This window comes from Actinomadura xylanilytica (assembly GCF_030283145.1).
Classification (GTDB): domain Bacteria; phylum Actinomycetota; class Actinomycetes; order Streptosporangiales; family Streptosporangiaceae; genus Spirillospora; species Spirillospora xylanilytica.
On sequence record NZ_JASNWE010000001.1, the window covers coordinates 1,683,647 to 1,707,614 of the forward strand.

The following is a 23,968-nucleotide window of genomic DNA, read 5'->3' on the forward strand; positions in this document are numbered from 1 at the left end:
GAGGGTCAGGCGGACTTGCGTCCGCGGGGCTTGGACTCGGTCTTCTTCGCACCGCTCTTGCTCGACGGCGCCTTCCCTGACGCGGCCTTCCCGGACGCGGCCTTCCCCGACGGCTTCCGCGACGAGGACGACGACGAGCGGGCGGCGGGCTTCTCGGCGCCGCCGCCGCGGCCCTTCTTGGCCGCCTCGACGCTGGCGCGCAGGGCGCTGAGCAGGTCGGCGGCGGGTTCCTCGGCGGCCTCGGCCTCGGGCCGGGTGACCTCCCGGCCCTCGACCTTGGCGTCGATGACCGCCTGGAGCGCCTCGCGGTAGGCGTCCTTGTACTCGCCCGGGTCGAAGTCGCCCTCCATGCTCTCGATCAGTGAGGACGCCATCGTCAGCTCCTGCTTGCGGACCTCGATGTCCTCCTCCAGGAACGGGAACTCGGGCGCGCGGACCTCGTCCGGCCACAGCATCGTCTCCAGGACGAAGACGCCCTCGCGGACCCGCAGCGTCGCCAGCGACTCGCGCTGGCGCAGCGCGATCTTGACGATGGCGACCTGCCCGGAGCCCTCCAGCGCGTCGCGCAGCAGCACGTACGGCTTGGCGCCCTGCTGGTCCGGCTCCAGGTAGTAGGACTTGGCGAAGTAGATCGGGTCGACCTCGGCGCGGTCGACGAACTGGAGCACGTCGATGCGGCGGCTGGACGACAGCGGCAGGTCGGCGAAGTCCTCGTCGGTGAGCACGACCATCTCGCCGCCGGGCAGCTCGTAGCCCTTGGCGATGTCGGAGTAGGTGACCTCCTCGCCGTCGACCGTGCACACCCGCTTGTACTTGATCCGCCCGCCGTCCTGGCGGTGCACCTGGTGGAAGGACACGTCCCGCTGCTCGGTCGCCGAGTAGACCTTCACCGGGATGGTCACCAGGCCGAACGAGATGGCGCCCTTCCAGATACTGCGCATGATCTCTCCTTACCCAGCGTGCTCCTGCCCTTAGCGTCGCAATCCCGTTCGATTTATGCCACAACGATCCGTTGATCCTTTTCTTGGGATCGGCCATCGGGTAGGACCCGACTATGACCATGCCGTGGCCGGTCGAGCCGATGATGGCCGCGACCGGGGACCTTCCGGGCGACACCGGCCGCTGGGGTCTGGAGGTCAAGTGGGACGGCGTCCGCGTCCTCGCCCACGTCTCGGCCGACGGCGTGCGGGCGGGCGGGCGGCGGGCCGGCGAGGTCGCCGGCCGCTACCCCGAGCTGTCCGGCCTCTCCGACCTGCTCCCCCACCACGACGCGACGCTGGACGGCGAGGTGGTCGCGTTCGACGACGGGCGGCCGAGCTTCGAGCGGCTCCAGCGCCGGATGCACGTGGCCCGCCCGGACACCCGGCTGATCCGCGAGGTCCCGGTCCGGTACGTGGTGTTCGACCTGCTGTTCCTGGACGGCAGGCAGCTCTACGACGTGCCGTACGCCGACCGCCGCGCGCTGCTGTCGGAGCTGGACCTGGCCGGCGCGGGTTCCGTCGAGGTGCCCCCGTACCTGCACGGCGGCGACGCCGCCCAGGTCGCCGAGCTGCTGGAGTTCACCCAGGAGCAGCATCTCGAGGGGCTGATGGCCAAGCGCCTGGACTCCCCGTACCGGCCGGGCCGCCGGGTCGACTTCTGGCGGAAGGTCAAGAACTTCCTCACCCGGGAGGCGATCGTGTGCGGCTGGAAGCCCGGCAAGGGGCGGCGCGAGGGCGGCTTCGGCTCGGTGCTGCTCGGCGAGTACGACGGCAAGGGCCGGCTGTGCTTCGTCGGGCACGTCGGCACCGGCTTCAGCGATCGGGCGCTGGACGAGCTGTACGAGGCGCTGTGGCCGCTGCGCCGGCCGTCCAGCCCGTTCGACGAGGAGGTGCCGCGCGAGGTCGCCCGCGACGCCCAGTGGGTTGAACCGCGCCTGGTCGGGGACGTGGCCTACAGCGCCCGGACGAGGGACGGCAGGCTGCGCCACCCGTCGTGGCGCGGGCTGCGCGACGACAAGGATCCGCACGAGGTGGTCGGTGAGTTCTGAGAAGGTCGGCGTCGAGGTGGACGGGCGGGAGCTGACCCTGTCCAACCTCGGCAAGAGCCTCTACCCCGACTTCACCAAGGGCGAGGTCATCGACTACTACGCCCGGATCGCGCCGGTGCTGCTGCCGCACCTCGCGGACCGTCCGGCGACCCGCATCCGCTACCCGGACGGCGTCGACGGCGGGTCGTTCTTCGAGAAGAACGCGCCGTCCCACACGCCGGACTGGGTGCGCACGGCGACGATCCCGACGCCGGGCAGCTCGCGGGGCCGCGACACGCTCGACTTCGTCGTGGTCGCCGACCTGCCGACGCTGGTGTGGTGCGCCAACCTCGCCGCGCTCGAACTGCACGTCCCGCAGTGGCGGGTGGGGCCGCGCGGCGGCCTGCGCAGTCCCGACCTGATGGTGTTCGACCTGGACCCGGGCGCCCCCGCGACGGTCGTGGACGCCTGCGAGGTCGCCCGGCTGCTCCGGGAGCTGCTCGCCGCCGACGGGCTGGAGTCGTACCCGAAGACCAGCGGCAAGAAGGGCCTGCACCTCTACGTGCCGGTCGAGGAGACCGACCGGACCTCCGAGTACGCCAAGGAGGCCGCCGAGCGGCTCGCCACCGACCACGGCGGCCTGGTCGTCAGCAAGATGGAGCGGCGGCTCCGCACGGGGAAGGTCTTCGTCGACTGGAGCCAGAACAACCCGGCCAAGACCACCGTCGCCCCGTACTCGCTGCGCGCCGCCGCGAGCCCGTCGGTCTCCACCCCCGTCACCTGGGACGAGGTCGGCCGCTGCCGCGCGCCCGCCGATCTGGCGTTCGCCCCCGACGAGGCGCTGGCCAGGGTGGACGAGCACGGCGATCTCCTCGAACCGCTGTTCAGGGAGCGCCGCCCCCTCCCCTGACGGTGCGGCCCTCCCCTGACGATTCGTTCACCTCCGCGCCGCCGTATGTGTTCGAACCGGCACTCTCCGGCGCCACCTTCCGTCACCATGTGCAGGCGGGAACAGCGTGACCGAGGAGTTGAGCAAGGTGTCGCAGAACCATCGCTTCGACGTCGTGGTGCTGGGCGGGGGCAGCGCGGGCGAGCTCGCGGCCTCGCAGCTTGCCAGGGCCGGACGGATCGTCGCGCTCGTGGAGAACCGGCTGGTCGGCGGGGAGTCGCCGTACTACGCCTGCGTGCCGTCCAAGTCGCTGCTGCTGTCGGCGCGGCGCGGCGAGACCTGGGAGCTGGCCGTCGCCCGCCGCGACGAGGCCGCCCGCCACCGAGCCGACGACGGCGCGGCGGCGCGGCTGACGGGCGACGGCGTGACCATGCTGCGCGGCCGGGGCCGGGTCACCGGGCCCGGCCTGATCGAGGTGGGCGGGACCGAGCACGGGTTCACCGACCTGGTCGTGTGCACCGGCAGCGAACCCGCCGTCCCCGCCGTCGACGGGCTGGCCGAGGTGCCGACGTGGACCAGCGACGAGGCCCTCGCCCTGCCCGACCTGCCGCGCCGGCTGGTGATCCTCGGCGGCGGCCCGGTCGGCTGCGAGCTGGCCCAGGTGTACGCGGCGTTCGGCTCCCAGGTCGCGATCGTCGAGGAGGCCGGGCGGCTGCTGACCGACGAGGCGCCCTTCACCGGGGAGGCGCTGGCGGGCGCGCTCCGCCGGATGGGCGTCGACGTGCGGCTCGGCGCCGGGGTCGCGCGGATGGAGCGCGAGGACGCCGGGGCGCGGCTGTGGCTGTCGGACGGCGGGACGCTCGAGGCCGACCGGGTCCTGGTCGCCGCCGGACGCCGTCCCCAGGTGGACGGGCTGGGTCTGGAGTCGCTCGGCGTCCCCGTCGAGCCCGGCCGCGCGCTGCCGGTGGACGGGACCTGCCGGGTGCCGGCCGGGGAGGACGCGCCGGGCGGGGTGTGGGCCGCCGGCGACGTGACCGGCGTCGCCCGCACGGCGCACGCCGCCCGCTACCAGGCGCGCGTGGTCGTCTCCAACGTGCTCGGCGAGCACCGGGAGGCCGACTACCGGGCGATCCCGCGGGTCGTCCACACGACGCCGACGGTCTACTCGGTGGGGCTGCCGCCCCGGCGGGCCGCCGAACTGGGCTTGGACCTGCTCACGGCCGGGTACGACCTGGCCGCGACGGCCCGCGCGAGGGTGGAGGCCGAAGGCCCGGGCCGGGTGGAGCTCTACGCCGATCGCTCCAGCGGGCTGCTGATCGGCGCCGCCGCCGCCGGGCTCTACGCTGAGGAGTGGATGAGCGAGATCGCACTGGCCATCCGTGCCGAGACGCCGTTGAGCCTGCTCACCGATGTCGTGCACGCGTTCCCGACCTTCGGCGAATCGATCGAGGCGCCGCTCCGGGAACTGGCCGGACGCCTCTGAGGGGGAGGACGCGTGATGAGCGAGACCAGCGAGACCGGGCCCGAGACGCCGGACGAGGCGCAGGAGGCCGACGCCGCCGAGCAGCGGGCCGCCCTGGTGGACGGCGAGGACCGGGACGAGTGGCCCGAGCAGGTCCCCGACGACGTCGACGAGGCCGACGCCGCCGAGCAGAAGCGGGTGGTCGAGATCGACGAGGAGGACTACCGCTGACCCCGGAAGCGGCGGCGGGCGGGCGGTGGCGGGGACGAAGGAGAGGGCGAATGCGAGGAACGTCCTCGGCATTGTTGGTGACCAGCAAGGTTACCGGCGCGTAGGATGATGGGATTGATTCCCCGCGACGGGTACCCCTCTGACCGTCGCACTGATTCGGTGATCGGAGAGTGTGGTGACCGCGACCCCGGACGCCCGCCCCCGTGGCACGAGACTGCCGCGACTGGCGCGCCGCAGGCAACTGCTCGGCGCGGCCCAGGAGGTGTTCGTCGCCCAGGGCTATCACGCCGCGGCGATGGACGAGATCGCCGAACGAGCGGGCGTCAGCAAGCCCGTGCTCTACCAGCACTTTCCCGGCAAGCTGGAGCTCTACCTGGCCTTGCTCGACGAGCACGCCGAGGCACTGGTCAAGACCGTCCGCGACGCGCTGGAGTCCACCTCGGTCAACAAGCTGCGGGTGCAGGCCAGCATGCAGGCGTTCTACGACTTCGTGTCGGGTGAGGGCGAGGCGTACCGGCTGGTCTTCGAGTCCGACCTGCGCAACGTGGCCCCGGTCCGGGCCCGGGTCGAGCGGGCCAACCAGCAGTGCGCCGAGATGATCGCCCAGGTGATCGTCGAGGACACCGACGCACCCGCCGACGAGGCGCACCTGCTCGGCATGGGCCTGGTCGGCATGGCCGAGGTCAGCGCCCGCTACTGGCTCTCGCAGCACCGGGCCATCTCCAAGGACACCGCCGAGAAGATCATCGCCCGGCTGGCCTGGCGCGGCATCTCCGGCTTCCCCCTCCCGAACTGACCGGGGCGCCCCACGGCCGTTCCGGGCCGGTTTCACTCGGGGCGAAGCCGCCGGGCCGCGGATCCGGTGATCTCCGTGCGACCATCGGGGGCAGCCCCCGCCGGCCGTCGGCGGGGCGGATGGACACAGGAGCATCGCGTGCAGGTTCGCATCGGCGTCCAGTTCGTGCCCAAGGAGCTCGTGGTCGAGACCGCGCGGTCCGCCGACGAGGTGGAGCGGGCGCTGGCCGACGCGCTGGCCGATGAGCACGGCGTCTTCGTGCTCAAGGACCAGCGCGGCGGCCGGGTGGTCGTCCCCGCCGACCGGGTCGGCTACCTGGAGATCACCGAGGAGGAGGGCCGCACCGTCGGTTTCGGCGGCTCCCAGCGCCCCTGAGCCCGCGCCCGCCCCCCGCGCCCCGCCCCCCGCGCCCCGCGTACGGTCAGGAGCGCTTTGGTGACGGCGTACCGGACGGCGCGCCGGCCGCGGCGAGGACATCGGGCCGCAGGACGTCGCGCAGCCGCTCGTAGGGCACCACGATCGGCGTCCGCGACCGGACGCAGGCCATGCTGTAGCCCAGGTCGAACAGCGGGATGTGGAACTCGGCCCCCCGCTTGCCCAGCAGCAGGTCCGTCCCCTTCGAGAGGTTCTCGGCGGAGAGGTCCCGGGGGGTCGTCGGATCGGTCTCCCAGGGTTTCTCCTTGAAGCCCGATCCTCCTTGCTCGCACAGCGAGCCGCCGCCCGGCCCGTACCGCTCCAGCAGGCGGGTCAGCGTGCGGGCCCCCGCCGTGGTGATCACCGCGGGCAGCAGCAGGTCGCGCGTCTCCAGCTTCCGGCCGGTGGTCAGGTCGGCGTTGACGGTGAACGGCGAGCCCGTGTTCCTCTGGGTATCGGTGAACTGATAACGCACCGAGAAGAGCCGCGGGCCGGTGATCCCGGTCTCGTACGAGTCGGACGGGCGGAACGGGGTCGGCCGGTCCGAGGGCCCGCTGAACGACGCGATGTCGCCGGCGACGTCATCGGCCATCTCCTCCACCGCGTTCCTCAGCACCTTGTTGACGGCCGCCTCCACGGCGGGGCGGCCGAGGCCTGACACGCGCGGGTAGCTCAGCCTGACCTCGGTCGCCGGACGGTTGAACGTCCTGGTGTGCCCGGCCCTGGTGACGGTGATCGCGGCGGCCCGCACCGTGGGCCGTCCATCCTGGCCGCCCTGGGGGCCGCTCACGGCGTAGACCCCGGCGCCGCCCGCCGCGACGGCCGCCGACGCGGCCACCGCGACCGCGACCTTGGCGCCGGTCGCCGCCAGCAGCCCGCCGCCCCCGGCCATCGCCCCGCCTGCCGCGGTACCGCCCGCCGCCGCCCCGCCGGCCGCAGTGCCGCCGGCCGCCGCCCCGCCTGCGACAGCCCCGCCGGCCGCCGTGCCGCCCGCCGCCACCGCGGTCGCGGCGGCGCCTCCCGCCGGGGCGAGGCCCGCGGCGATCAGCGGGAAGACCGCCGCGAGGGCCACCGCCGCCCCGGCCAGGGCGCGCACGCCCTGCCGCTCCCAGTCCGGGCCGTACGCCGCGCGGGCCGCCGTCTCCAGTTCGGCGACGAAGGCCGCGGCACCGGGCGGACGGTCCTCAGCGGACTTGGCCATTCCCCGGGCGACCAGGTCGCGCAGCGCCTCCGGTACCTCCCCGGCCGGGACGGGCCCGCTCAGATGACCCGCCGCCAGCGCCGCCACGTCGCCGCCCGCGTACGGGCGGTGCCCGGTGACGCACTCGAAGAACACGCAGGTCGCCGCGTACACGTCGGTCTCGGGCGAGGCGGGGCGCTTCCGCCACTGCTCGGGGGCCATGTAGGCGGGCGTGCCGGCCCCGGCGCCCTCCCCGGCGAACGTCGCGATCCCGAAGTCGATCAGCTTGCTCAGCCCGTCGGCCTGGACGACGACGTTCGCGGGCTTGTAGTCGCGGTGCACCACGCCGGCGTCGTGCGCCGCCGCCAGGCCCAGCAGCGACCCCTTGAGCACGGTCAGCGCGGCCTCGGGCGCCAGCGTTCCGTGCTCGGCCAGGACGGTCCGGAGCGGGACCCCGTTCACCGCCTCCATCACCAGCGCGCAGCCGTCCGTGCCGGACACGAACCGGTAGAGCCGGACCACGTGCGGGTCGGTCACCCGGCCGAGCATGACCGCCTCGTCGCGCAGCCGCTCGACCGCGGCCTCGTCACCGTCCCGCCGGGTCAGGTACTTGATCGCCACCGGGGTGCCGGCGGTGGCGTGGCGGGCCAGCACGACCCGGCCCTGCGCGCCCGAGCCGAGCTCGCGGACCTCGGTGAACCCCTCGACCCGCCATCGATCGCCCATCCGCACACCCGCCCGTCAGTCCGTTCGCCCGTCGGTTCGACCGTCCGCGCCCGTCGCGCTGTCCGTCGCCCGTCGCCCTGTCCGTCCGCTCGCCGGTGCGTCGCGCGTCCCGTCCGCCCAGGCCGGGCGGGTGGTCACTTCGCGCCCGCCGCGGCGAGGAGGCGGGGGTAGATCTCGGGCTTGATCAGGTCCTTCACCTTGGAGTACGGCGCGGTGAAGGTGAAGTTGTTGCAGTCGGTGCCCGTGGTGGACCAGATGAGCTCCATGCCCTGCGGGGTGAACAGCACCCCGGCGGGCGCGGGCGACTCGATCGGGTCGCCGTCGCGCTTGCCCGGGGAGAAGTCCTTGCGCTGCGGGACCTCCAGCTCGCAGTCCGTCCAGTCGTCCTTGGGACCCGACAGCCGGTCGAACAGCTTCTTCAGCCCGTCCTCGCCCAGCGTCTTGGAGGTGAACAGGTCCTCGGGCTCCAGGACCTTCCCGGCCTTGAGGTCGACGGTGACCGGGACGGTGGGCAGCCCGCCCTCGCCGTCGTAGCAGGGCACCATCTGGATGGCGTTGGCGACCGACACCACCTCGCCGCGCAGCCCCATCCGCACGTTGGTCTGGATGACGCTGGAACGCCCCCCGCACTCGGCGCGCTGCTCCTTGAGCAGGGTGGCGCCGGCCCACTGGACCGCCCAGTCGAGGGGGCTGCGCAGGGCCTGGTCGAGCCGCTTGGCCGCGGCGGCGTCGGGCAGCCCGGCGATCTTCACGTACTGGGCGTTCTTGAGCTGGACCTTCTGCTCGGGATGGGACGTGTTGTCCTGCTCGACGAGCGGGCCGTCGGCCGGCCTCCCCCGCCCCTTCGCGCCGTCCGATGAGGAGCAGCCGGACGCCCCGGCCACCGTCGCGGCGACCGCCGCCACGGCCAGCACGCCCTTCAACCTCGCCCGCATACGTCTCCGTTCTTCTCGCCGTCCCGGGTGCTCCCGCGGATTCTGGCGGATCCAAGAATGTCAGGATCCGACCCGGAACGGGGGTCCGGACCGTCGAACGGAAGATCCATTAGCGCCATCTTTTGTCCGGATGTGGCCGCTTCACCGGCCCCGTCCGGCCCGTCCGGACGTCCCGTGTGCGTTCCTGGCAAGGCCTGCCGGACGGGGGGCATGGAATACCACGCGAGGGGGAACCGTTAACACTGGTGATCGGCTATTGGTGTAGACAATCAACGGTCGGTACACTGCGTGGCGGAGTGTGACCGCACGCAGCCACAGCGAGTGACTGCATCTCAACCCCTGACTGCGGTCGCCGAGAAATTTGATCGACGGCTGGTCCCTCCCGCGCGAGCGCGCGGTCACGGAAAGCGACCGGCGGGCCCGCGACAGACGCCGAGCCCGACCGGCACGGACCGTGTCCTTGAACGGCCTGGCCCATCGGCATCCGGCCCCGCCGGGCACCGAGCAGCGCCGCACCGGGGAGCGAGGACCCCGCACTTTTGGAGGCTGAAAGCCCTGACTACCTTTCTAGAACTCGGGGTCGTACCCGAGATAGCCGATGCCCTGCGAGCCGAGGGCATCGTCGAAGCGTTCCCCATCCAGGAGCTCGCCCTGCCGATCGCGCTGGGCGGCCATGACATCATCGGACAGGCCCGCACGGGCACCGGCAAGACGCTCGCCTTCGGCGCGGCGCTGCTCCAGCGCATCGAGCACGGCGGCAAGAAGCCGCAGGCCCTGGTCGTCGCGCCGACCCGTGAACTGGCCCTCCAGGTCACCGACGACCTGCTGGTCGCCGGCGGCAAGCTCGGCAGCCGCGTGCTGTCGGTGTATGGCGGGCGGGCCTACGAACCGCAGATCGAGGCGCTCCGCGAGGGCGTCGACGTCGTCGTCGGCACCCCGGGCCGGCTGCTCGACCTGGTCAAGCAGAAGCACCTGGACCTGTCGCAGGTCGGCATCCTGGTGCTCGACGAGGCCGACCGGATGCTCGACCTGGGCTTCCTGCCCGACATCGAGCGGATCGTCGAGCGGATCCCCAAGCAGCGCCAGACCATGCTGTTCTCGGCCACCATGCCGGGCGAGATCGTGGCGCTGTCGCGCCGCTACCTGACTCGGCCGACCAACGTGCGGGCCGAGTCGCACAGCGAGTCCGAGGCCACCCCGCAGGTCGTCCAGCACGTCTTCCAGGCGCACCAGATGGACAAGCCCGAGATGGTGGCCCGGCTGCTCCAGGCCGAGGGCCATGGGCTGACCATGGTGTTCTGCCAGACCAAGCGGGCCTGTGACCGGGTCGCCGCCGATCTCGTCCAGCGCGGGTTCTCCGCGGCGGCCGTGCACGGCGACCTCGGGCAGGGCCAGCGCGAGCGGGCGCTCCGCGCGTTCCGCAGCGGCAAGATCGACGTGCTGGTCGCCACCGACGTGGCGGCGCGCGGGCTCGACGTGGACGACGTCACGCACGTGGTCAACTTCGAGTGCCCCGACAGCGCCGACACCTACGTGCACCGCATCGGCCGCACCGGTCGCGCGGGCAAGGAGGGCATCTCGGTCACGCTGGTCGACTGGGCCGACCTGACCCGGTGGAAGCTGATCAACAGCACCCTCGACCTGCCGTTCGCCACCCCGGAGGAGACCTACTCCACCTCCGAGCACTTCTTCACCGCGCTGGGGATCCCGGCCGGCACCAAGGGCAAGCTCCCCAAGGAGCAGCGCGGCGAGCGGGCCGGGCTGGACGCCGAGGAGCTGGAGGACATCGGCGAGACCGGCAAGACCCGCTCGACCGGACGGAGCGGCGGCCACGACCGCGGCAACGACCGCGATCACGAAGAGGAGCGCGAGCGGCCCCGGCGGCGCACCAAGCGCCCCCGCTCCCGGACCCGCGGCGGCAGGCCCGTCGAGGCCGGCGCGGACGGCGCGGACGGCGGCGAGCCGAAGGCGGCGAGCACGTCCGGCACCAAGGCCGCCTCCGGAACGGCGGGCGCCGCGGGCAGTGGCCCGGGGCAGGACGACGGCGGCCAGAACGCCGCGTCCGACCAGGCCGCGACCGAGCGCAAGCGGAGCCGGCCCCGTCGCCGGACCCGTGCCGGCAAGCCGTCCGGCGACGGCGCCCCGGCAGCCGCCGAGGCATCGCCGACCGCCTGACCCGCGGGCGCCTTCGGGCGCCCCGGGCCCGGCCACTGCGAGATCACGAGAATCCACCCGTGGTCTCGCGGTACGCCCGGTCAGCATGAATGTCTTTCATGTTCGTTATCGGGGCGACATCCGATCGCAGCCCTCCCGTAATCATGCGGCCGGACGCTACTCGGCATGAGCACAGGCCCGTCCCGCCGTTCCCTCCTCGCCTCCGGCGCCGCCGTCGCCGGGGGCGCCGCCGCCGCCTCCCTGCTGCCCCCCTCGGTGCACGCCGCCCTCGCCCGCCCGCTCCCGCCCGGCGGGCTCGGCGCGATCGAGCACGTGGTCTTCCTGATGCAGGAGAACCGCTCGTTCGACCACTACTTCGGCACGCTGCGCGGGGTCCGCGGATTCGCCGACCGCAACGCCGTCGAGCTGCCCGACGGGCATCCGGTGTTCGAGCAGCCCGGCCTGCTGCGGCACGTCAAGCCGTTCCTCGCCCGCGACGCGATCGGGCACGGCCCGCTCACCGACGTCAACTACATCTCCGGGCTGGACCACTCCTGGGACGGCGGGCAGCGGGCCCGCGGGAACGGCTGGCACAACGGCTGGATCGCCGCCAAGCTGATGCCCACGATGGTCCACTACGACCACCGCGACCTGCCGTTCCAGTACGAGCTGGCCGACACCTTCACCATCTGCGACGCCTACCACTCCTCGGTGTTCGGGCCGACCAACCCCAACCGGACCTACCACTGGACCGGCACCATCGGGTCCGAGCCGGACGGCCGCCGCGCGATCGAGAACGACGCCTACGCCGAGGCCACCCACCCCGGCTACGCCCTCACCTCCTACGCCGAACGGCTCTCCGCTGCGGGCCGTACCTGGCGCGTCTACCAGGAGTGGGACAACTTCACCGACAACTCGCTGGAGTTCCTGACCACGTTCAAGAAGATCATGCGGAAGGCGCTCGCGCCGGCCGGGTCGTACCAGAGCCTCACCGACTTCTACGGCGCGGTCGGCAAGGCCGGGGCGGACGAGCGCAAACGGCTGCTGGCCGCCCTCGACCAGGGCGTCGCCGCGCTGCCGGCCGCCGAGCGCGAGCTGTTCGAGCGGGCGCTGCGGCGGGTGGAGGGCGGCACGCTGGGCGCCGCGTTCCGGGCCGACGTCGCCGCGGGGCGGCTGCCCGAGGTGTCCTACATCGTGGCGTCGGCCGCCGAGTCCGAGCACCCGGGCTCCGGCAGCCCGATCCAGGGCGCGGGCATCACCTACCAGGTGCTCGACGCGATCGCCTCACACCCGAGCGTCTGGGAGTCGACGGCGGTCTTCCTGCTGTTCGACGAGAACGACGGCTACTTCGACCACGTCCCGCCGCCGCTGCCGCCCGCGGACGCGGACGGCGAGCACGTGGACGGCAAGCCCATCGGGCTGGGCTTCCGGGTCCCGATGACCGTGGTCTCGCCGTGGTCGGCGGGCGGCCACGTGTGCTCGGAGGTGTTCGACCACACCTCCACGATCCGGTTCCTGGAGCGGTGGCTGGGCGTCCGCGAGCCCAACATCAGCCCCTGGCGCCGCACCGTCGCGGGCGACCTGACCTCGGCGTTCGACTTCCAGCGGGCCGCCCGCCCGCAGACTCCGGCGCGGCCGGGGAAGCCGCCGCAGTTCCACTTCCGCTGGCCGCCGCTGCCCCCGGTCGCGCAGAAGGGCCCGGCGCCCGAGCCCGGTACCCGTCCCGCCCGGCCCCTCCCGTACCGGCCCGAGGCGTCCGCGCGGCTGGAGGGCGGCGCGCTGACCGTCACCCTGGACGGACGGGGCGCCCGCCCGTCCCATTTCGCGCTCTACCCGTACGCGAAGGAGTTCGGCACCCCGCGCCACTTCGACGTGTCGGGACGGCGCACAGAGCGGATCACGCCCGCGGGCGGCCACTACCGGCTCACCCTCACCGGGGCGAACGGGTTCCGCCGCGAGTTCGCCGGTGCGACGGCCGGACCGGCGGCCACGGCGGCGGTGGCCTCGGCCGGGACGGCGGACGCCCGACATCTCGTGATCACACTGGCGAACCCGGGGTCCCGTCCGCTCACGTTCACGCTCGCGGCGCTGGCGTACGGCACGGCCGCCCGGAAGGTGACCGTCGCGCCCGGCCGCCGCGCCACCGTCCAGTGGCGGACCCGGCACGGCTGGTACGACGTGGAGATCAAGACCGCCGAGGACACCGCGTTCCGGCGCCGCCTGATGGGCCATCTGGAGAACGGCCGGGCGAGCGTCTCCGGCTAGCGGACCTCCCCCGCGCCGCCCCTCCACGTACGTCCGCGCGCCCTGGTCGTACTGCCCGGGGACACCTAGTCGCGGTCCCGAGGGCGGTCGCGGGGGCGGTAGCGGTCGCGGAGCGTCAAGGCGGCGGACGGATGGTCGGTGACCAGCACCGCCACCCGCGGGTCGGCGAGGAAGCGGCGCATCAGCGATTCGGCGTTGACCGTCCAGATCATCGCGGGGATGCCGGCGCGGGCGCACTGCCCCAGCACGCCGATGCGGGCCAGCCGGTGGTTGAGCGCCACCATGTCGGCGCCGGCGCGGCGGACGAAGGGCAGCGGGGCGAAGTTGCTGACCGCGTCCCGCTCCCAGAGGTTGCGGCCCACCGAAAGAGCGGTCTTGACCTGCGGAAACGCCTTCTTGATCTCGGCGATCGAGGTGGCCTCCCCGGTGGTGACCACGAAACCGTCCGGGCCGAACGCCTCCAGGGCGAGCCCGGTCATCTCGTGCTCGCAGCCGCGCTCCTTGAGGTCGAGGTGGCCGCGGGTGCGGCCGGCCATGATCTCCAGGGCGTCGGTGACCAGCGGCACCGGCTGCTCGGACAGTTCTTGGACCCGGTCGTAGGTCAGGCGGTTCAGCGGGAGGCCGGCCACGGCCGGATCGTGGTGCACGACCAGCCGGGCGTCAGCGGTGCGGCGCACGTCGATCTCGACGTACTCGGCGCCCGAGCCGACGGCTTCGCGCAGCCCCGCCAGGCCCGCCCTGTCGCGCCGGTGCGCGGACACGGCCGTCAGCACGGCTCGTCCGGACACGGGAACCGGCATGCCTGCACGGGACGGACGCTACCACCAAAGGCCGTTGACCGGTGTGCGCGGAGGCGGATTTAGTATGGTGGCGACCTGTGAGTACGCCCCGATTCCTGACCCTGCCCCCCGGCGTCCGCCGGACGACCGTCGAGACCTCCCGCGGCGCCTTCGCGGCTTTGGAGGCCCTCCCCGGGTCGGGCGTACCCGATCGCCTCTCCGCCCTCCTGGTGCCCGGCTACACCGGCAGCAAGGAGGACTTCATCGCGGTCCTGCACACGCTCGCCGCGTCCGGCCGCCGCGTCGTGGCGATCGACATGCGGGGGCAGTGCGAGACCGCGGGGCCGGACGACCCGGCCGCCTACACCAAGTCCGCGCTGGGCGCCGATCTGGCCGCGCTGATCGAGGTGCTCGGCCCCGAGCCGGTGCACCTGGTCGGGCACTCCTTCGGCGGGCTGGTGGCCCGCGAGACGGTGCTCGCCGGGACCGTCCCGCCCGCCTCGGTCACGCTGATGAGCTCGGGCCCGGCCGCGGTGACCGGCCAGGCCGCCGCCAAGGCGCGGGCGCTGCGCGACGCCCTGCCGCAGCTCGGCATGGAGCAGATCTGGGCGCTCAGCATGGAGCCGGACGCGGCCCGCCGCGGGCTGCCCGCGGAGATCGTCGGCTTCTTGAAGCGGCGCACCCTCGGCAACTCCGAGGCCGGGCTGGTGGCCATGGCCGGCGAACTGCTGTCGGCGCCCGACCGGGTCGACGAGCTGGCCAAGACGGCCGAGGACACCGGACTCCGGACGCTGGTGCTGTACGGCGAGGACGACGACGTCTGGGATCCGCGCGAGCAGGCCGCGATGGCCGAGCGGCTGGACGCCGACCGGGTCGTCATCCCGGGCGCCGCGCACTCGCCCGCCGTGGACGCCCCGGAGACCACCGCGAGCGCGCTCACCGACTTCTGGAACCACGCCGAGCGCTGCGTGCGCTGACCTGACCGTTCGCCCCCGCGAGCCCGCCCGGAGGGGGCCGGGGGTGCGCCCGCGTCCGAGTAATGACACACTTACTTCAGTTTGTCTCACGCTGATGCGGGGAGCCCCTCCCCCACGAGCTGGCGAGGTGCGAATGTCGGCGACGGTCCAGCCACCCGAAAGCGTCACCTGGCGCGTCCACATCGACCGGTCCATGTGGATCGGCGGAGTGCGCAGCCTCATGCTGCAAGCCCTGCACCCCATGGCCATGTGGGGCGTCTGGCAGAACTCCAACTTCCAGGAGGACCCCCTCGGCCGGCTCCAGCGGACGGCCGACTTCGTGGGCATGGCCACGTTCGGCGGCCACGAGGAGATCGAGGAGCTGGCCGCCCGCGTCCGCGGGATCCACCGCAGCCTGCGCATCCTCAACCACGACACCGGCAGGAAGGAGCGCCTCGACCAGCCCGAGCTGCTCCGCTGGGTGCACTGCGCCGAGGTCTACTCCTACCTGGAGGTGGCCCGCAGGTCCGGGCTGCCGCTCACCGCCGCGATGGCCGACAGGTACCTCGACGAGCAGCGCCACACCGCCACCTACGTGGGCCTGCACGCCGAGGACGTGCCCGGCGGCGTCGCGGAGATGGAGTCCTACCTCGCCGAGATGCGCCCGCAGCTCCGCGTCACCGAGGAGGCCGCGGCCACCGTCCGGTTCCTGATGTGGCCGACGATGCCGGAGAACCTCAAGTTCCTCAATCCCGGAAAGCCCGGCTACTTCCCGTTCGGGGCGCTCTGCTACTACTCGCTGCCGGACTGGGCCCGCCAGATGTACGGGGCGCTGCCCGAGGTGCCCCAGCCGGCCGTCACGGCCGCGCTGCGCTCGTTCCGCACCACGATCAGCGCGGTGCCCGAGCGGCTGCACGACTACGCGTTCGCCAAGCCCACCCGCGACATGCTGGACCGGGCCCGGCAGCGCCTCGCGGCCGACGGCTACGACCTCGGCCGCGGCCTGTACGGCCTGCGCGACCCGCGCCGCTGGCCCCAGCGCCCCGCCCTCATCCCGGCCTGACCCCCGGCCCGCATCCCGCATCCGGCCCGCGAGGCGTTCACCGAACCCTCACGGGCCGGGCGCGGGCTCAGGCGGGTCAGGCTTCGACGGGGAGGGCGGCCCAAGGGTCCTTGCGCGGGGCGGCCTGCGTCCCCTCCGGGCAGTGCCGGGCGAAGTCGCACCAGGAGCACAGGTTGCCCGGACGGGGCGGGAAGACCTCGTCGTACGGGGCGTGGTCGATCGCCGGCTGCGCGCCCGAACGCGGCTTCGGGACGGGACCGAGGCGCGTCCTGTACGCCTCGTCGGCCGCCGCGGCCTCGGCGGCGATCTGCTCGGCCCGGCGCAGGTGCCGGTCGAGCGAGGCGTCGGTGTGCTCCCAGACGGCGGTCTCGCCGGACGGCAGATGGTGCAGCTCGACCCGGTGGCACGGACGGCGCAGCACCCGAGACGCGGCCACCGCGTACAGCGCGAGCGCGAGGGAGCCCCGCGCGTCGTCGGCGGTGAGGACGTGCCGTCCGGTCTTGTAGTCGACCACGACCAGCTCGGGGCCGCGGGCGTCGAGCCGGTCGATCCGGCCCGACACCGCGATCTGCTCGGTGCGGGTGGCGACCGTCCGCTCGACGCCGAGCGGCTCGTCGGACGGGTCGAGCCTGGCCGCGTAGCGCTCGACCATCTCGCGGGCCCGGTCGCGCTGCCCGGCGGACTGCGCCTCGTCCCGGAACCCGTCGGTCAGCCAGCCGCGGATCAGCAGCGTGCCGGCCATCTCGGGGGTGCGCTCGGGCCGCGGCAGCTTCCACCAGGCCGCCAGCGCGTTGTGCACGCTCGAGCCGACGCTGTTGTGCGCCCACCGCGGACCCTTGGACGGCATCGGCCGGTCGAGGTAGGTCATCCGGTAGCGCCGCGGGCAGTCGAGCCAGGTGTTCAGCCGCGACGGCGTGCAGGAGTAGAGCTTGCGCGGCATGCCCTCGAAGCCCAGCTGCTCTGGGGCCACGGTCAGCGCTCCCTGGCGGGTCGGTCTGTGGTCGGACGGCCGGCGAAGCCGCCCGGTTCGGTCGCCCGGCAACCGGGCCGGCCGTCGGCAGCCGGGTCAGTCGCAGTCGCCAGGTCAGTCGCAGTCGGCGGGTCGGTCGCAGTCGCCGGGTCGGTCGGCGGCGAACCGGCCTTCGGCGGCCGGGTCAGTCGTCGTCGCCCTCGCGGGCGAGGGCGCCCCAGGTCTCCCAGCGGGCGTCCTCTTCGCCGACCGTGGTCTCCTCGCCCTGCCCGGGCAGGACCCGCAGGTCCTTGGGCAGCGGGGTCAGCATCGCCCCGATGGAGTTGAGCTGCTTGCGCAGGTCGTCGTAGGCACCGCCGATCGAGCCGGGCCGGCCGCGGTGCAGGGTGTCGCCGGCGAACAGCACGCCGAGCTGCTCGCTGATCACGCACATGCTGCCCGGGGTGTGCCCGGGGGTGTGCATGACCTCCAGGGCGACGTCGGCGATCTCGAAGACCCCGCCGTCCTCCAGCCAGATGTCGGGCTCGAGGGAGCGCAGCGCCTTGGCGTCGTCCTCGTCGTCCTCCTCCTTGGCGAGGCGGCCGAAGTAGTCGCGCCACAGCAGCCGGTCGGCGCGGTGCAGCGCGATGGGGGCCCAGTCGTCCTCGTCCTCCTCGCCGGCGGCGGCCACCTCGAGCGCCACGGCGAGGTGGTGCTCGTTGCCGTCGGTGAGGAGCACGGCCATGACCTCGCGCTCACCGACCTTCTCGAGGATGGCCTCGGCGTCGTACGCCGGGTCGATCACGATCACCTCGTCATCGTCGCCGACGATGAAGGTGTTGTTCTCGACGTCGTACTCGGTGTCGTCCAGGGTGAGCTTCCCCGACGTCACGACCTGTTCGATGCGCGCGTCCACGCCCCGCACCCTACCGTGCTTCCGCAAGCCCCCGGGGGCACGCCCCGAACCCGTCCGGCCCGGCCGGGATCACCCCTGGCCGGGGCGCCGTCAGGCCCCGCCGGTGACCGGGACGGCGCCCGTCGCGGCGGCGCGCAGCGCCGCGTAGGCCGCCGGGGCGGTGGTCTCGGCGCCGAGCCGGTCGCCGGTCGGCTCGCCGTGATCGTCGCTGGAGCCGGTCCGGACCAGGCCGAGCCGGTCCGCCAGTGCGGCGAGGCGGGCCCGGTCGTCCGGGGCGTGGTCGGGATGGTCGACCTCGACGCCGGTGAGCCCGGCGGCGGCCAGCCGCTCGATGACCTCGTCCGGGACGAGGTGGCCGCGGCGCCGCGCCCGCGGGTGCGCCAGCACGCAGGCGCCGCCCGCCGCGCGGACCAGCCGCACGGCCCGGACCGGGTCCGGCGCGTAGCGGCCGGCGTGGGCCCGACCGCCGGACGCGATCCACTCCTTGGTGAACGCCGCGTCGACGGTCCGGACCGCGCCCGCCTCGACCATGGCGCGGGCGATGTGCGGGCGCCCGACCGCCTCGCCGCGCGCGAGCGACCGCACCCCGTCCCAGGTGACGTCCACGCCGAGTTCCCGGAGCCGGTCCACCATGAGCCGCGCCCGGTCCACCCGGCCGTCGCGAATGCGGGCGAGCTCGGCGGCCAGCACCGGCTCGTCCGGGTCGAAGAGGTAGCCGAGCATGTGCAGGCTCTCGCCGTCCTGCTCGCAGGACAGCTCGACACCCGGGGCCAGGGTCAGCCCGGACGGGAGGGCCGCCGCGGCGGCGCCCCAGCCCGCGACGGTGTCATGGTCGGTGAGCGCGAGGACGTCCAGCCCGGCGGCCTTGGCGCGGCGAACGACCTCGGCAGGCGGACGGGTGCCGTCCGACACGTCGCTGTGGGCGTGCAGGTCGATGCGCATGCCCCTTTTGTAACAGCCCGCGCGCGACGGCGGGGCCTGCGCTCAACCACCATTGAGACGGGGGCTGAGCGCGCCGTAGGGGAGGTCGGGTTTCATCCCGGGCTCGCGCAGATCGAGCAGGCTGGGACGGGCCAGCATCAGCGCCCCGGCCTCCGCGGGCCACAGCACCGCCCAGAGCCAGTCGCCCATGGCCTCGCCGACGTAAACGGCGCGGTCGGGCCGGGTGGGCACCGACCACATCGGCACGGTGTGCCCGCATGTCGCCGACGGGCCGCTGACGTCCAGCTTGACGTGCGGCGGGTCGGCGTCGAAGCCCACGCCGGGGTCGGGCTCGTCGAGGCCGGCGTAGTGGGAGCCGAGACCGGCGCCGGGCTGCTCGGCGATCAGCACCAGGTCGGCGGGACCGCTGACCGTCGCGGGCCCGGACAGGGCGACCGCGCACGCCCTCGCCCCGGTGTGCTCGTCGCCGGCGGTGGCGAACCCGGTGACCAGCCAGCCGAGCGGCAGCGGCCAGGGCGTCCAGACCGGGACCCTGGTGTCGTCCAGCACGGCCGCGAGGCTCTCGGCGCCGGGCCGCCCGGACGGCTGTCTCGGCAGTACGGTGCCGTGCACCGGGCACTGCCAGTCGCTCGACCAGAGACTCGGCTCGTGCAGCGGACCCGCGCAGCGCGGGCATGTGGGCTCCGCCCTCATGATTACCAACAGTGCGCGGCGGATCCCGTCACGTCAAGTTCTCCGGGACGAATATCAGCGGCTGGAGGGGCGAAATAGGATGATACGAGTGCGGTGCGTCGGCGGGATCGTCCGCGACGAGGCCGGTCGGTGGCTGCTGGTCAAGCGCGGGCACCCGCCCGGCGAGGGGCTGTGGTCGATCCCCGGCGGCCGGGTCGAGCCGGGCGAGGGCGACGCCGCCGCCGTCGTCCGCGAGCTGCTGGAGGAGACCGGCCTGGACGTCACTGTCGGTGACCTTGCCGGGACGGTCGACCGGCCCGGCCCCGGCGGCGTCACCTACGTGATCCACGACTACACGGCGACGGCGGTCGGCGGCGCGCTGCGCGCGGGCGACGACGCCGCGGACGCCCGCTGGGTCACGTCCGCCGAGCTGAGGGCCCTGCCCACCGCGCCCGGCCTCCTCGAAGCCCTGACCGCCTGGGGCCTGCTCACCTAAGGCCCGGCGGCCCCGCTCAGCGGTCGCCGTTCAACGCGCCGTTGGAACCGGTCGGGGTGTCCGGGAGGCTCGGCGCATCGGAGGCGTACGAACTGTACGGACTGTACGGGGCGTACGGGGCGTACGGGGCGCCGGGGCCGGCGTGGTCGTATGGGGCGGGTGGGGTGTCGGCCGAGGCGTCCCCGGGGACGCCCGCGGGGGCGTCCACCAGGGCCGCCGTCGCCGGTACGTGGCCCTCGGTGACGGTCCGGATCCGCATCCGCCGCATCAGCCAGACGATGACGGCCGCGTACAGCAGCATCGGTAGGACATCGGCGAGGACGTACTGCCAGGGCACCCCGCCCTGCTCGATGTCGAGCGTCCCGACGGCCGCCGGGAGCAGGAACGCCATCAGGTTGTTGAAGACGTGCAGGGCGATGGACGCCTCAAGGCCGCCGCTCCGGACCGCCAGCCAGCCGGACAGCGCCCCGAAGAAGAAGATGTCGAGCATCCCCCAGCCGGTGTAGCCGTGCCCCGACGTGAAGAGGGCGGCGCCGACGACGATGCCGGGCCAGGGGGTCCGGAACACCACGCCGAACGCGCGTGCGACCTTGCCCCTGCGGGTCTCCAGCGTGCACGCGCCGAGCGCCTGGATGATCCAGCCGCGGAAGACGTACTCCTCGGCGGCCGACTGGAACGGCACCAGCAGGATGATCACCAGGGCCGGGCCGGCGAAGTCGCCCCAGCCGACCCAGTGCTCATCCGCCCCCGAGGTGTCGTTCATCAGGGTGCCCGCCAGCCAGGACGCCCCGAACGACACCGCGCAGAACCCGATCGCCACGCCGCAGCACACCAGCATCCAGCGCAGCCGCAGCCGTCCGGCCACCGAGGACAGCGTGCCGGGCGAGCGCCGCTGCACCAGCCAGGCGGCGCCCAGCACCACCGGCAGGAACACCGCGAGGGAGGCGAGGTTGAAGGCGAGGTCGGCGGTCGGGTCCGTGAACAGCGCGTCGTCGGAGCCGGACACCGGCGCCCGCCCGGTCACCACGGCGACCGCCACCAGCAGGACGACCATCAGCATGATGATCGCCGCGAAGCCGACCACCACGACCGCCAGGCTGCCGACGAGCGGACGCCACCAGCGGTGCACTTCCGTCCGGGCCATGCGGTGGTACGGGCTGCCCGGAGGCATCGGCACCACCCACGGCCGCCTCACCCGCCCCGGCGGCGGCCCGTACTGCCCGTAGGGCTGAGAGGGCGCGTACTGCCCGTACGGCTGGGACGGCCCGTACGGCTGGGGCTCTCCGTACGGCTGAGACGACCCGTACTGTCCGTACGGCTGCTGATGTGGGGGGTGTGGTTGTTGCGACGGGTACGCGTACTGCCACTGGCCGTGGGACTGCCCGCTCGGCTGACCGTGGGACTGCCCGTACGGCTGCGCCGGATCGTCCTCCGGCGTGGCGGCACCGGGCGGTGGTCCCGGATCGGGTGCGACACGATCGGGTGGCGCCCAGCCGTTGTCGTCCACCGGTTCCGACACCTATGACCCCCTGTCCAGAAGCTCAGCACTCTGGGGGAGAGCGTACGTGCCCTTAGGCGGGCGGGGGTTCGAAGGTCTTGGTGCGGGCGAGTCCGGCGGCCCGGCCCTTGGCGGAGACGACCAGCGCCATCTTGCGGGACGCCTCGTCGATCATCTCGTCGCCCAGCATGGCCGCGCCGCGCCGCTCGACCCTCGTGGCGTGGTCGTAGGCGTCCAGGATCAGCTCGGCGTGGTCGTAGTCGTCCTGCGTCGGGGAGAACACCCGGTTGCCCGCCTCGACCTGGGACGGGTGCAGCACCCACTTGCCGTCGAACCCGAGCGCCGCCGACCGCTCGGCGACCCGGGTGAAGGCGTCCACGTCGCGGACGTTGAAGTAGGGCCCGTCGATCGCCTGGAGGTCGCGGGCGCGGGCGGCCATGAGGATCCGCATCAGGATGTAGTGGTAGGCGTCGCCCTCGGTGTAGCCGGGCGGCTGCTCCCCCACCACCAGCGTCTTCATGTTGATCGAGGCCATGAAGTCGCCGGGCCCGAAGACCAGGGTCTCCAGCCGGGGCGACGCGGCGGCGATCGCGTCGATGGCGACCATGCCCCGCGCGTCCTCGATCTGCGCCTCGATGCCGATCCGGCCCGGCTCGTACCCCATGGCCCGCTCGATCTGGGTGAGCAGCCGGTCGAGCCACTGGACGTGGGAGGCGTCCTGCGTCTTCGGGAGCATGACCGCGTCGAGGTTCGCGCCCGCGCCCTCCACCACCTCGATCACGTCCCGGTAGGCCCAGTGGGTGTCCAGGTCGTTGATCCGGACGACGCGCACCTTCCCCGACCAGTCGCCCTCGTTGAGCGCCGCGACAACGTTCTTGCGGGCGTCCTCCTTGGCGGCGGGCGCGACCGCGTCCTCCAGGTCGAGGAAGATCTCGTCGGCGGGGAGTCCCTGGGCCTTCTCGATGAAGCGGGGATTGCTGCCGGGGACGGCCAGGGTGGTGCGTCGCGATCGCATGGGCCGGATGCTACCGACCGTCCGCGCCCTGTTCCGGGCCGGGGCGTGAGACGCTGCGGGCATGGGCGAGCTGAACGCGGCGCTGGTGGAAGAGGCGGCGAAGAAGTCCGGGCTGCTGTGGCTTGACCTGCCCGGCCTGCCGCAGCCCCGGGCGGCCTGGCACCTGTGGCACGACGGTGCCGCGTACGTGCTGACCGGCGGTGAGGGCGAGCAGCCCCTCCCCGGCCTGCCGGACGCCGAGCGGGTGACGGTCATCCTGCGCAGCAAGGACAAGGGCGGACGGCTCCTGTCGTTCGTCGCGACGTGTGCGCAGGTGGAGCCCGGCGGCGACACGTGGAACACCGTCGCCCCGCTGCTGGCCAAGGACCGCCTGAACGCCTCCGGCCACGAGGGGCAGCTCGAACGCTGGGCGGACGAGTCGTACATCATCGAGCTCACCCCGCACGAGGCGGCGGGCGAGGCGGCGGGCGAGGGCGGCTACGCGACGGTCCGTCCCGTCCCGACGCCCGCCACCACCGCCGGGACGCCTCCGCGCCTGCGCGGCGCCAAGGGCCGCAAGGTCGATCGCTGACCGCCCGGCCCCACCCTCTCCCCCGATCCCGCCGCCCGTCCGCCCGCTCGTCCGCACGCTCGTCCGGATCGAGTGTGACTACATCGGGAGTTCGCGGCCCTCGGCGATGGCGCGCAGCTTGTCCGGGTTGGCGACGATGTGGACGGCCCGGACCAGGCCGGCGTCGTCGACGTCGCAGGTGATCGTGGTGAGAGGGCCGCCCGGACCCTCGATGACCATCGACGGCTCGCCGTTGGCCTCGATCCGGCGCACCCGCATGTCCTTCGGAAGGACCCCGCCGTAGGGATGGCCGACGACGGCGGCGAGGAACCGGCCGACCTTCGTCGCGCCATGGATCGTCCGCCGCGCCGCCTTGACCTTGCCGCCGCCGTCGGTCCAGAGGGTGACGTCCGGGGCGAGGACCTCCATGAGCCGGTTGATGTCGCCGCCGAGCGCCGCGTCGAGGAACCGCTCGGTCACCGCGCGCCGCTGCGCGCCGCCGGTCTCGAACCGGGGGCGGCGCGCCTCCACGTGCTTGCGCGCCCGGGTGCCGACCTGCCGCACCGACGGCTCGGAGTGGTCCAGCGAACGGGCGATCTCGGCGTAGGGGAAGCCGAAGACCTCCTTCAGCACGAAGACCGCGCGTTCCAGCGGACTCAGCGTCTCCAGCACCACCAGCATCGCCATCGACACCGACTCCGACAGCTCGGTGCCCTCGGCGGCGTCCGGGGAGGTGAGCATGGGCTCGGGCAGCCACGGCCCGACGTAGGCCTCGCGCCGCACCTGGGCCGAACGGAGCCGGTCGAGCGCGACGTTGGTGGTGATCCGCACCAGGTACGCCTTGGGGTCGGCGACGCCCGACCGGTCCACCCCCGCCCAGCGGATCCAGGTGTCCTGGACCGCGTCCTCGGCGTCGGCGGCCGTTCCGAGCATGCGGTATGCCACCGCGAACAGCAGGTTGCGGTACTCGCCGAACACCTCAGCCAACTCTTCGCTCATGCGGCCAGAGCTTCTCATGGCGCTCCTCCGTCTCCTCGCGGGCCTGCCCGTCGCCTCTGGGACGGTACGGCCG

The 23,968-nt window shown here is 73.5% G+C and carries 24 protein-coding genes; 12 read left to right on the forward strand and 12 right to left on the reverse strand.

The features are described 5' to 3' along the window. Nucleotides 1-5: 5 nt before the first annotated feature. On the reverse strand, nucleotides 6-941 hold the full coding sequence (gene ku, locus QP090_RS07850; RefSeq protein ID WP_285937853.1) for a non-homologous end joining protein Ku: 936 nt from the start codon (nucleotides 939-941) through the stop codon (nucleotides 6-8). Between the two features lie 113 nt (nucleotides 942-1,054). On the opposite strand from ku, the gene ligD (QP090_RS07855) reads away from it, so the two are divergent. The 6 genes from ligD (QP090_RS07855) (at nucleotide 1,055) to QP090_RS07880 (ending at nucleotide 5,761) form a co-directional block, all read left to right on the forward strand. Then, nucleotides 1,055-2,029, forward strand: coding sequence for a non-homologous end-joining DNA ligase (gene ligD, locus QP090_RS07855; RefSeq protein ID WP_285937854.1), 975 nt, complete (start codon nucleotides 1,055-1,057; stop codon nucleotides 2,027-2,029). Further along, a complete protein-coding gene (ligD, locus tag QP090_RS07860; protein ID WP_285937855.1) occupies nucleotides 2,019-2,918 on the forward strand; it encodes a non-homologous end-joining DNA ligase in 900 nt (299 codons plus the stop codon). The genes ligD (QP090_RS07855) and ligD (QP090_RS07860) overlap by 11 nt, the downstream gene beginning before the upstream one ends. 106 nt (nucleotides 2,919-3,024) lie before the next feature. Then, a complete protein-coding gene (locus QP090_RS07865; protein ID WP_285937856.1) occupies nucleotides 3,025-4,380 on the forward strand; it encodes a dihydrolipoyl dehydrogenase family protein in 1,356 nt (451 codons plus the stop codon). Between the two features lie 15 nt (nucleotides 4,381-4,395). Next, nucleotides 4,396-4,590, forward strand: coding sequence for a hypothetical protein (locus tag QP090_RS07870; protein ID WP_285937857.1), 195 nt, complete (start codon nucleotides 4,396-4,398; stop codon nucleotides 4,588-4,590). Between the two features lie 175 nt (nucleotides 4,591-4,765). Continuing rightward, entirely contained in the window at nucleotides 4,766-5,386 is a 621-nt protein-coding gene (locus QP090_RS07875; RefSeq protein ID WP_285937858.1) for a TetR/AcrR family transcriptional regulator, read from the forward strand. 138 nt (nucleotides 5,387-5,524) lie between these two features. Then, nucleotides 5,525-5,761, forward strand: coding sequence for a DUF3107 domain-containing protein (locus tag QP090_RS07880; protein ID WP_285937859.1), 237 nt, complete (start codon nucleotides 5,525-5,527; stop codon nucleotides 5,759-5,761). A gap of 46 nt (nucleotides 5,762-5,807) precedes the next feature. Here QP090_RS07880 and QP090_RS07885 read toward each other — a convergent pair whose 3' ends face one another. The 3 genes from QP090_RS07885 to QP090_RS07895 form a co-directional block, all read right to left on the reverse strand. Next, nucleotides 5,808-7,706 carry a protein kinase domain-containing protein gene (locus QP090_RS07885; protein ID WP_285937860.1) on the reverse strand — a complete coding sequence of 633 codons (1,899 nt, stop codon included), beginning with the start codon at nucleotides 7,704-7,706 and terminating at the stop codon, nucleotides 5,808-5,810. A 134-nt stretch (nucleotides 7,707-7,840) separates the two neighbouring features. Then, a complete protein-coding gene (locus QP090_RS07890; RefSeq protein ID WP_285937861.1) occupies nucleotides 7,841-8,641 on the reverse strand; it encodes a hypothetical protein in 801 nt (266 codons plus the stop codon). Nucleotides 8,642-9,208: 567 nt separating this feature from the next. Further along, nucleotides 9,209-9,394: a hypothetical protein gene (locus tag QP090_RS07895; protein ID WP_285938635.1), complete on the reverse strand. Its 186-nt coding sequence runs from the start codon at nucleotides 9,392-9,394 to the stop codon at nucleotides 9,209-9,211. Between QP090_RS07895 and QP090_RS07900 the strand changes: the two genes are divergently transcribed. Next, the gene (locus tag QP090_RS07900; RefSeq protein WP_285938604.1) at nucleotides 9,305-10,816 is read left to right on the forward strand and encodes a DEAD/DEAH box helicase; all 1,512 of its coding nucleotides are present in this window, start codon (nucleotides 9,305-9,307) and stop codon (nucleotides 10,814-10,816) included. The two genes, QP090_RS07895 and QP090_RS07900, sit on opposite strands and share 90 nt — an antisense overlap. Before the next feature lie 165 nt (nucleotides 10,817-10,981). After that, a complete protein-coding gene (locus QP090_RS07905) occupies nucleotides 10,982-13,060 on the forward strand; it encodes a phosphocholine-specific phospholipase C (protein WP_285937862.1) in 2,079 nt (692 codons plus the stop codon). Between the two features lie 65 nt (nucleotides 13,061-13,125). On the opposite strand, the gene QP090_RS07910 is transcribed toward QP090_RS07905, so the two are convergent. After that, nucleotides 13,126-13,860 (reverse strand): glycerophosphodiester phosphodiesterase, encoded by a 735-nt coding sequence (locus QP090_RS07910; protein ID WP_285937863.1) that lies wholly within the window; start codon nucleotides 13,858-13,860, stop codon nucleotides 13,126-13,128. A gap of 77 nt (nucleotides 13,861-13,937) precedes the next feature. Between QP090_RS07910 and QP090_RS07915 the strand changes: the two genes are divergently transcribed. Both QP090_RS07915 and QP090_RS07920 read left to right on the forward strand, forming a co-directional pair. Further along, nucleotides 13,938-14,816: an alpha/beta fold hydrolase gene (locus QP090_RS07915; protein ID WP_285937864.1), complete on the forward strand. Its 879-nt coding sequence runs from the start codon at nucleotides 13,938-13,940 to the stop codon at nucleotides 14,814-14,816. A gap of 133 nt (nucleotides 14,817-14,949) precedes the next feature. Continuing rightward, the gene (locus QP090_RS07920) at nucleotides 14,950-15,858 is read left to right on the forward strand and encodes an oxygenase MpaB family protein (protein WP_285937865.1); all 909 of its coding nucleotides are present in this window, start codon (nucleotides 14,950-14,952) and stop codon (nucleotides 15,856-15,858) included. A 76-nt stretch (nucleotides 15,859-15,934) separates the two neighbouring features. On the opposite strand, the gene QP090_RS07925 is transcribed toward QP090_RS07920, so the two are convergent. The 4 genes from QP090_RS07925 to QP090_RS07940 all read right to left on the reverse strand — a co-directional run bounded on the left by QP090_RS07925 (nucleotide 15,935) and on the right by QP090_RS07940 (nucleotide 19,358). Further along, entirely contained in the window at nucleotides 15,935-16,828 is an 894-nt protein-coding gene (locus QP090_RS07925; protein WP_285937866.1) for a RecB family exonuclease, read from the reverse strand. Between the two features lie 184 nt (nucleotides 16,829-17,012). Then, nucleotides 17,013-17,723 (reverse strand): MBL fold metallo-hydrolase, encoded by a 711-nt coding sequence (locus tag QP090_RS07930; RefSeq protein WP_285937867.1) that lies wholly within the window; start codon nucleotides 17,721-17,723, stop codon nucleotides 17,013-17,015. 90 nt (nucleotides 17,724-17,813) lie between these two features. Beyond that, entirely contained in the window at nucleotides 17,814-18,665 is an 852-nt protein-coding gene (locus tag QP090_RS07935; protein WP_285937868.1) for a PHP domain-containing protein, read from the reverse strand. Nucleotides 18,666-18,707: 42 nt separating this feature from the next. Further along, nucleotides 18,708-19,358 (reverse strand): DUF6758 family protein, encoded by a 651-nt coding sequence (locus QP090_RS07940; protein ID WP_285937869.1) that lies wholly within the window; start codon nucleotides 19,356-19,358, stop codon nucleotides 18,708-18,710. Between the two features lie 79 nt (nucleotides 19,359-19,437). Here QP090_RS07940 and QP090_RS07945 point away from each other — a divergent pair, with 79 nt between their 5' ends. Then, nucleotides 19,438-19,833: an NUDIX hydrolase gene (locus QP090_RS07945; protein ID WP_285937870.1), complete on the forward strand. Its 396-nt coding sequence runs from the start codon at nucleotides 19,438-19,440 to the stop codon at nucleotides 19,831-19,833. Between the two features lie 16 nt (nucleotides 19,834-19,849). Here QP090_RS07945 and QP090_RS07950 read toward each other — a convergent pair whose 3' ends face one another. Next, entirely contained in the window at nucleotides 19,850-20,977 is a 1,128-nt protein-coding gene (locus QP090_RS07950) for a CPBP family intramembrane glutamic endopeptidase (protein ID WP_285937871.1), read from the reverse strand. A 427-nt stretch (nucleotides 20,978-21,404) separates the two neighbouring features. Then, complete coding sequence (locus QP090_RS07955) at nucleotides 21,405-22,346, reverse strand: HpcH/HpaI aldolase/citrate lyase family protein (protein ID WP_285937872.1); 942 nt, start codon at nucleotides 22,344-22,346, stop codon at nucleotides 21,405-21,407. Between the two features lie 61 nt (nucleotides 22,347-22,407). On the opposite strand from QP090_RS07955, the gene QP090_RS07960 reads away from it, so the two are divergent. Beyond that, nucleotides 22,408-22,917, forward strand: coding sequence for a hypothetical protein (locus QP090_RS07960; protein WP_285937873.1), 510 nt, complete (start codon nucleotides 22,408-22,410; stop codon nucleotides 22,915-22,917). A gap of 78 nt (nucleotides 22,918-22,995) precedes the next feature. Here QP090_RS07960 and QP090_RS07965 read toward each other — a convergent pair whose 3' ends face one another. Beyond that, the gene (locus QP090_RS07965) at nucleotides 22,996-23,895 is read right to left on the reverse strand and encodes an RNA polymerase sigma-70 factor (protein ID WP_285937874.1); all 900 of its coding nucleotides are present in this window, start codon (nucleotides 23,893-23,895) and stop codon (nucleotides 22,996-22,998) included. Between the last annotated feature and the right edge of the window lie 73 nt (nucleotides 23,896-23,968).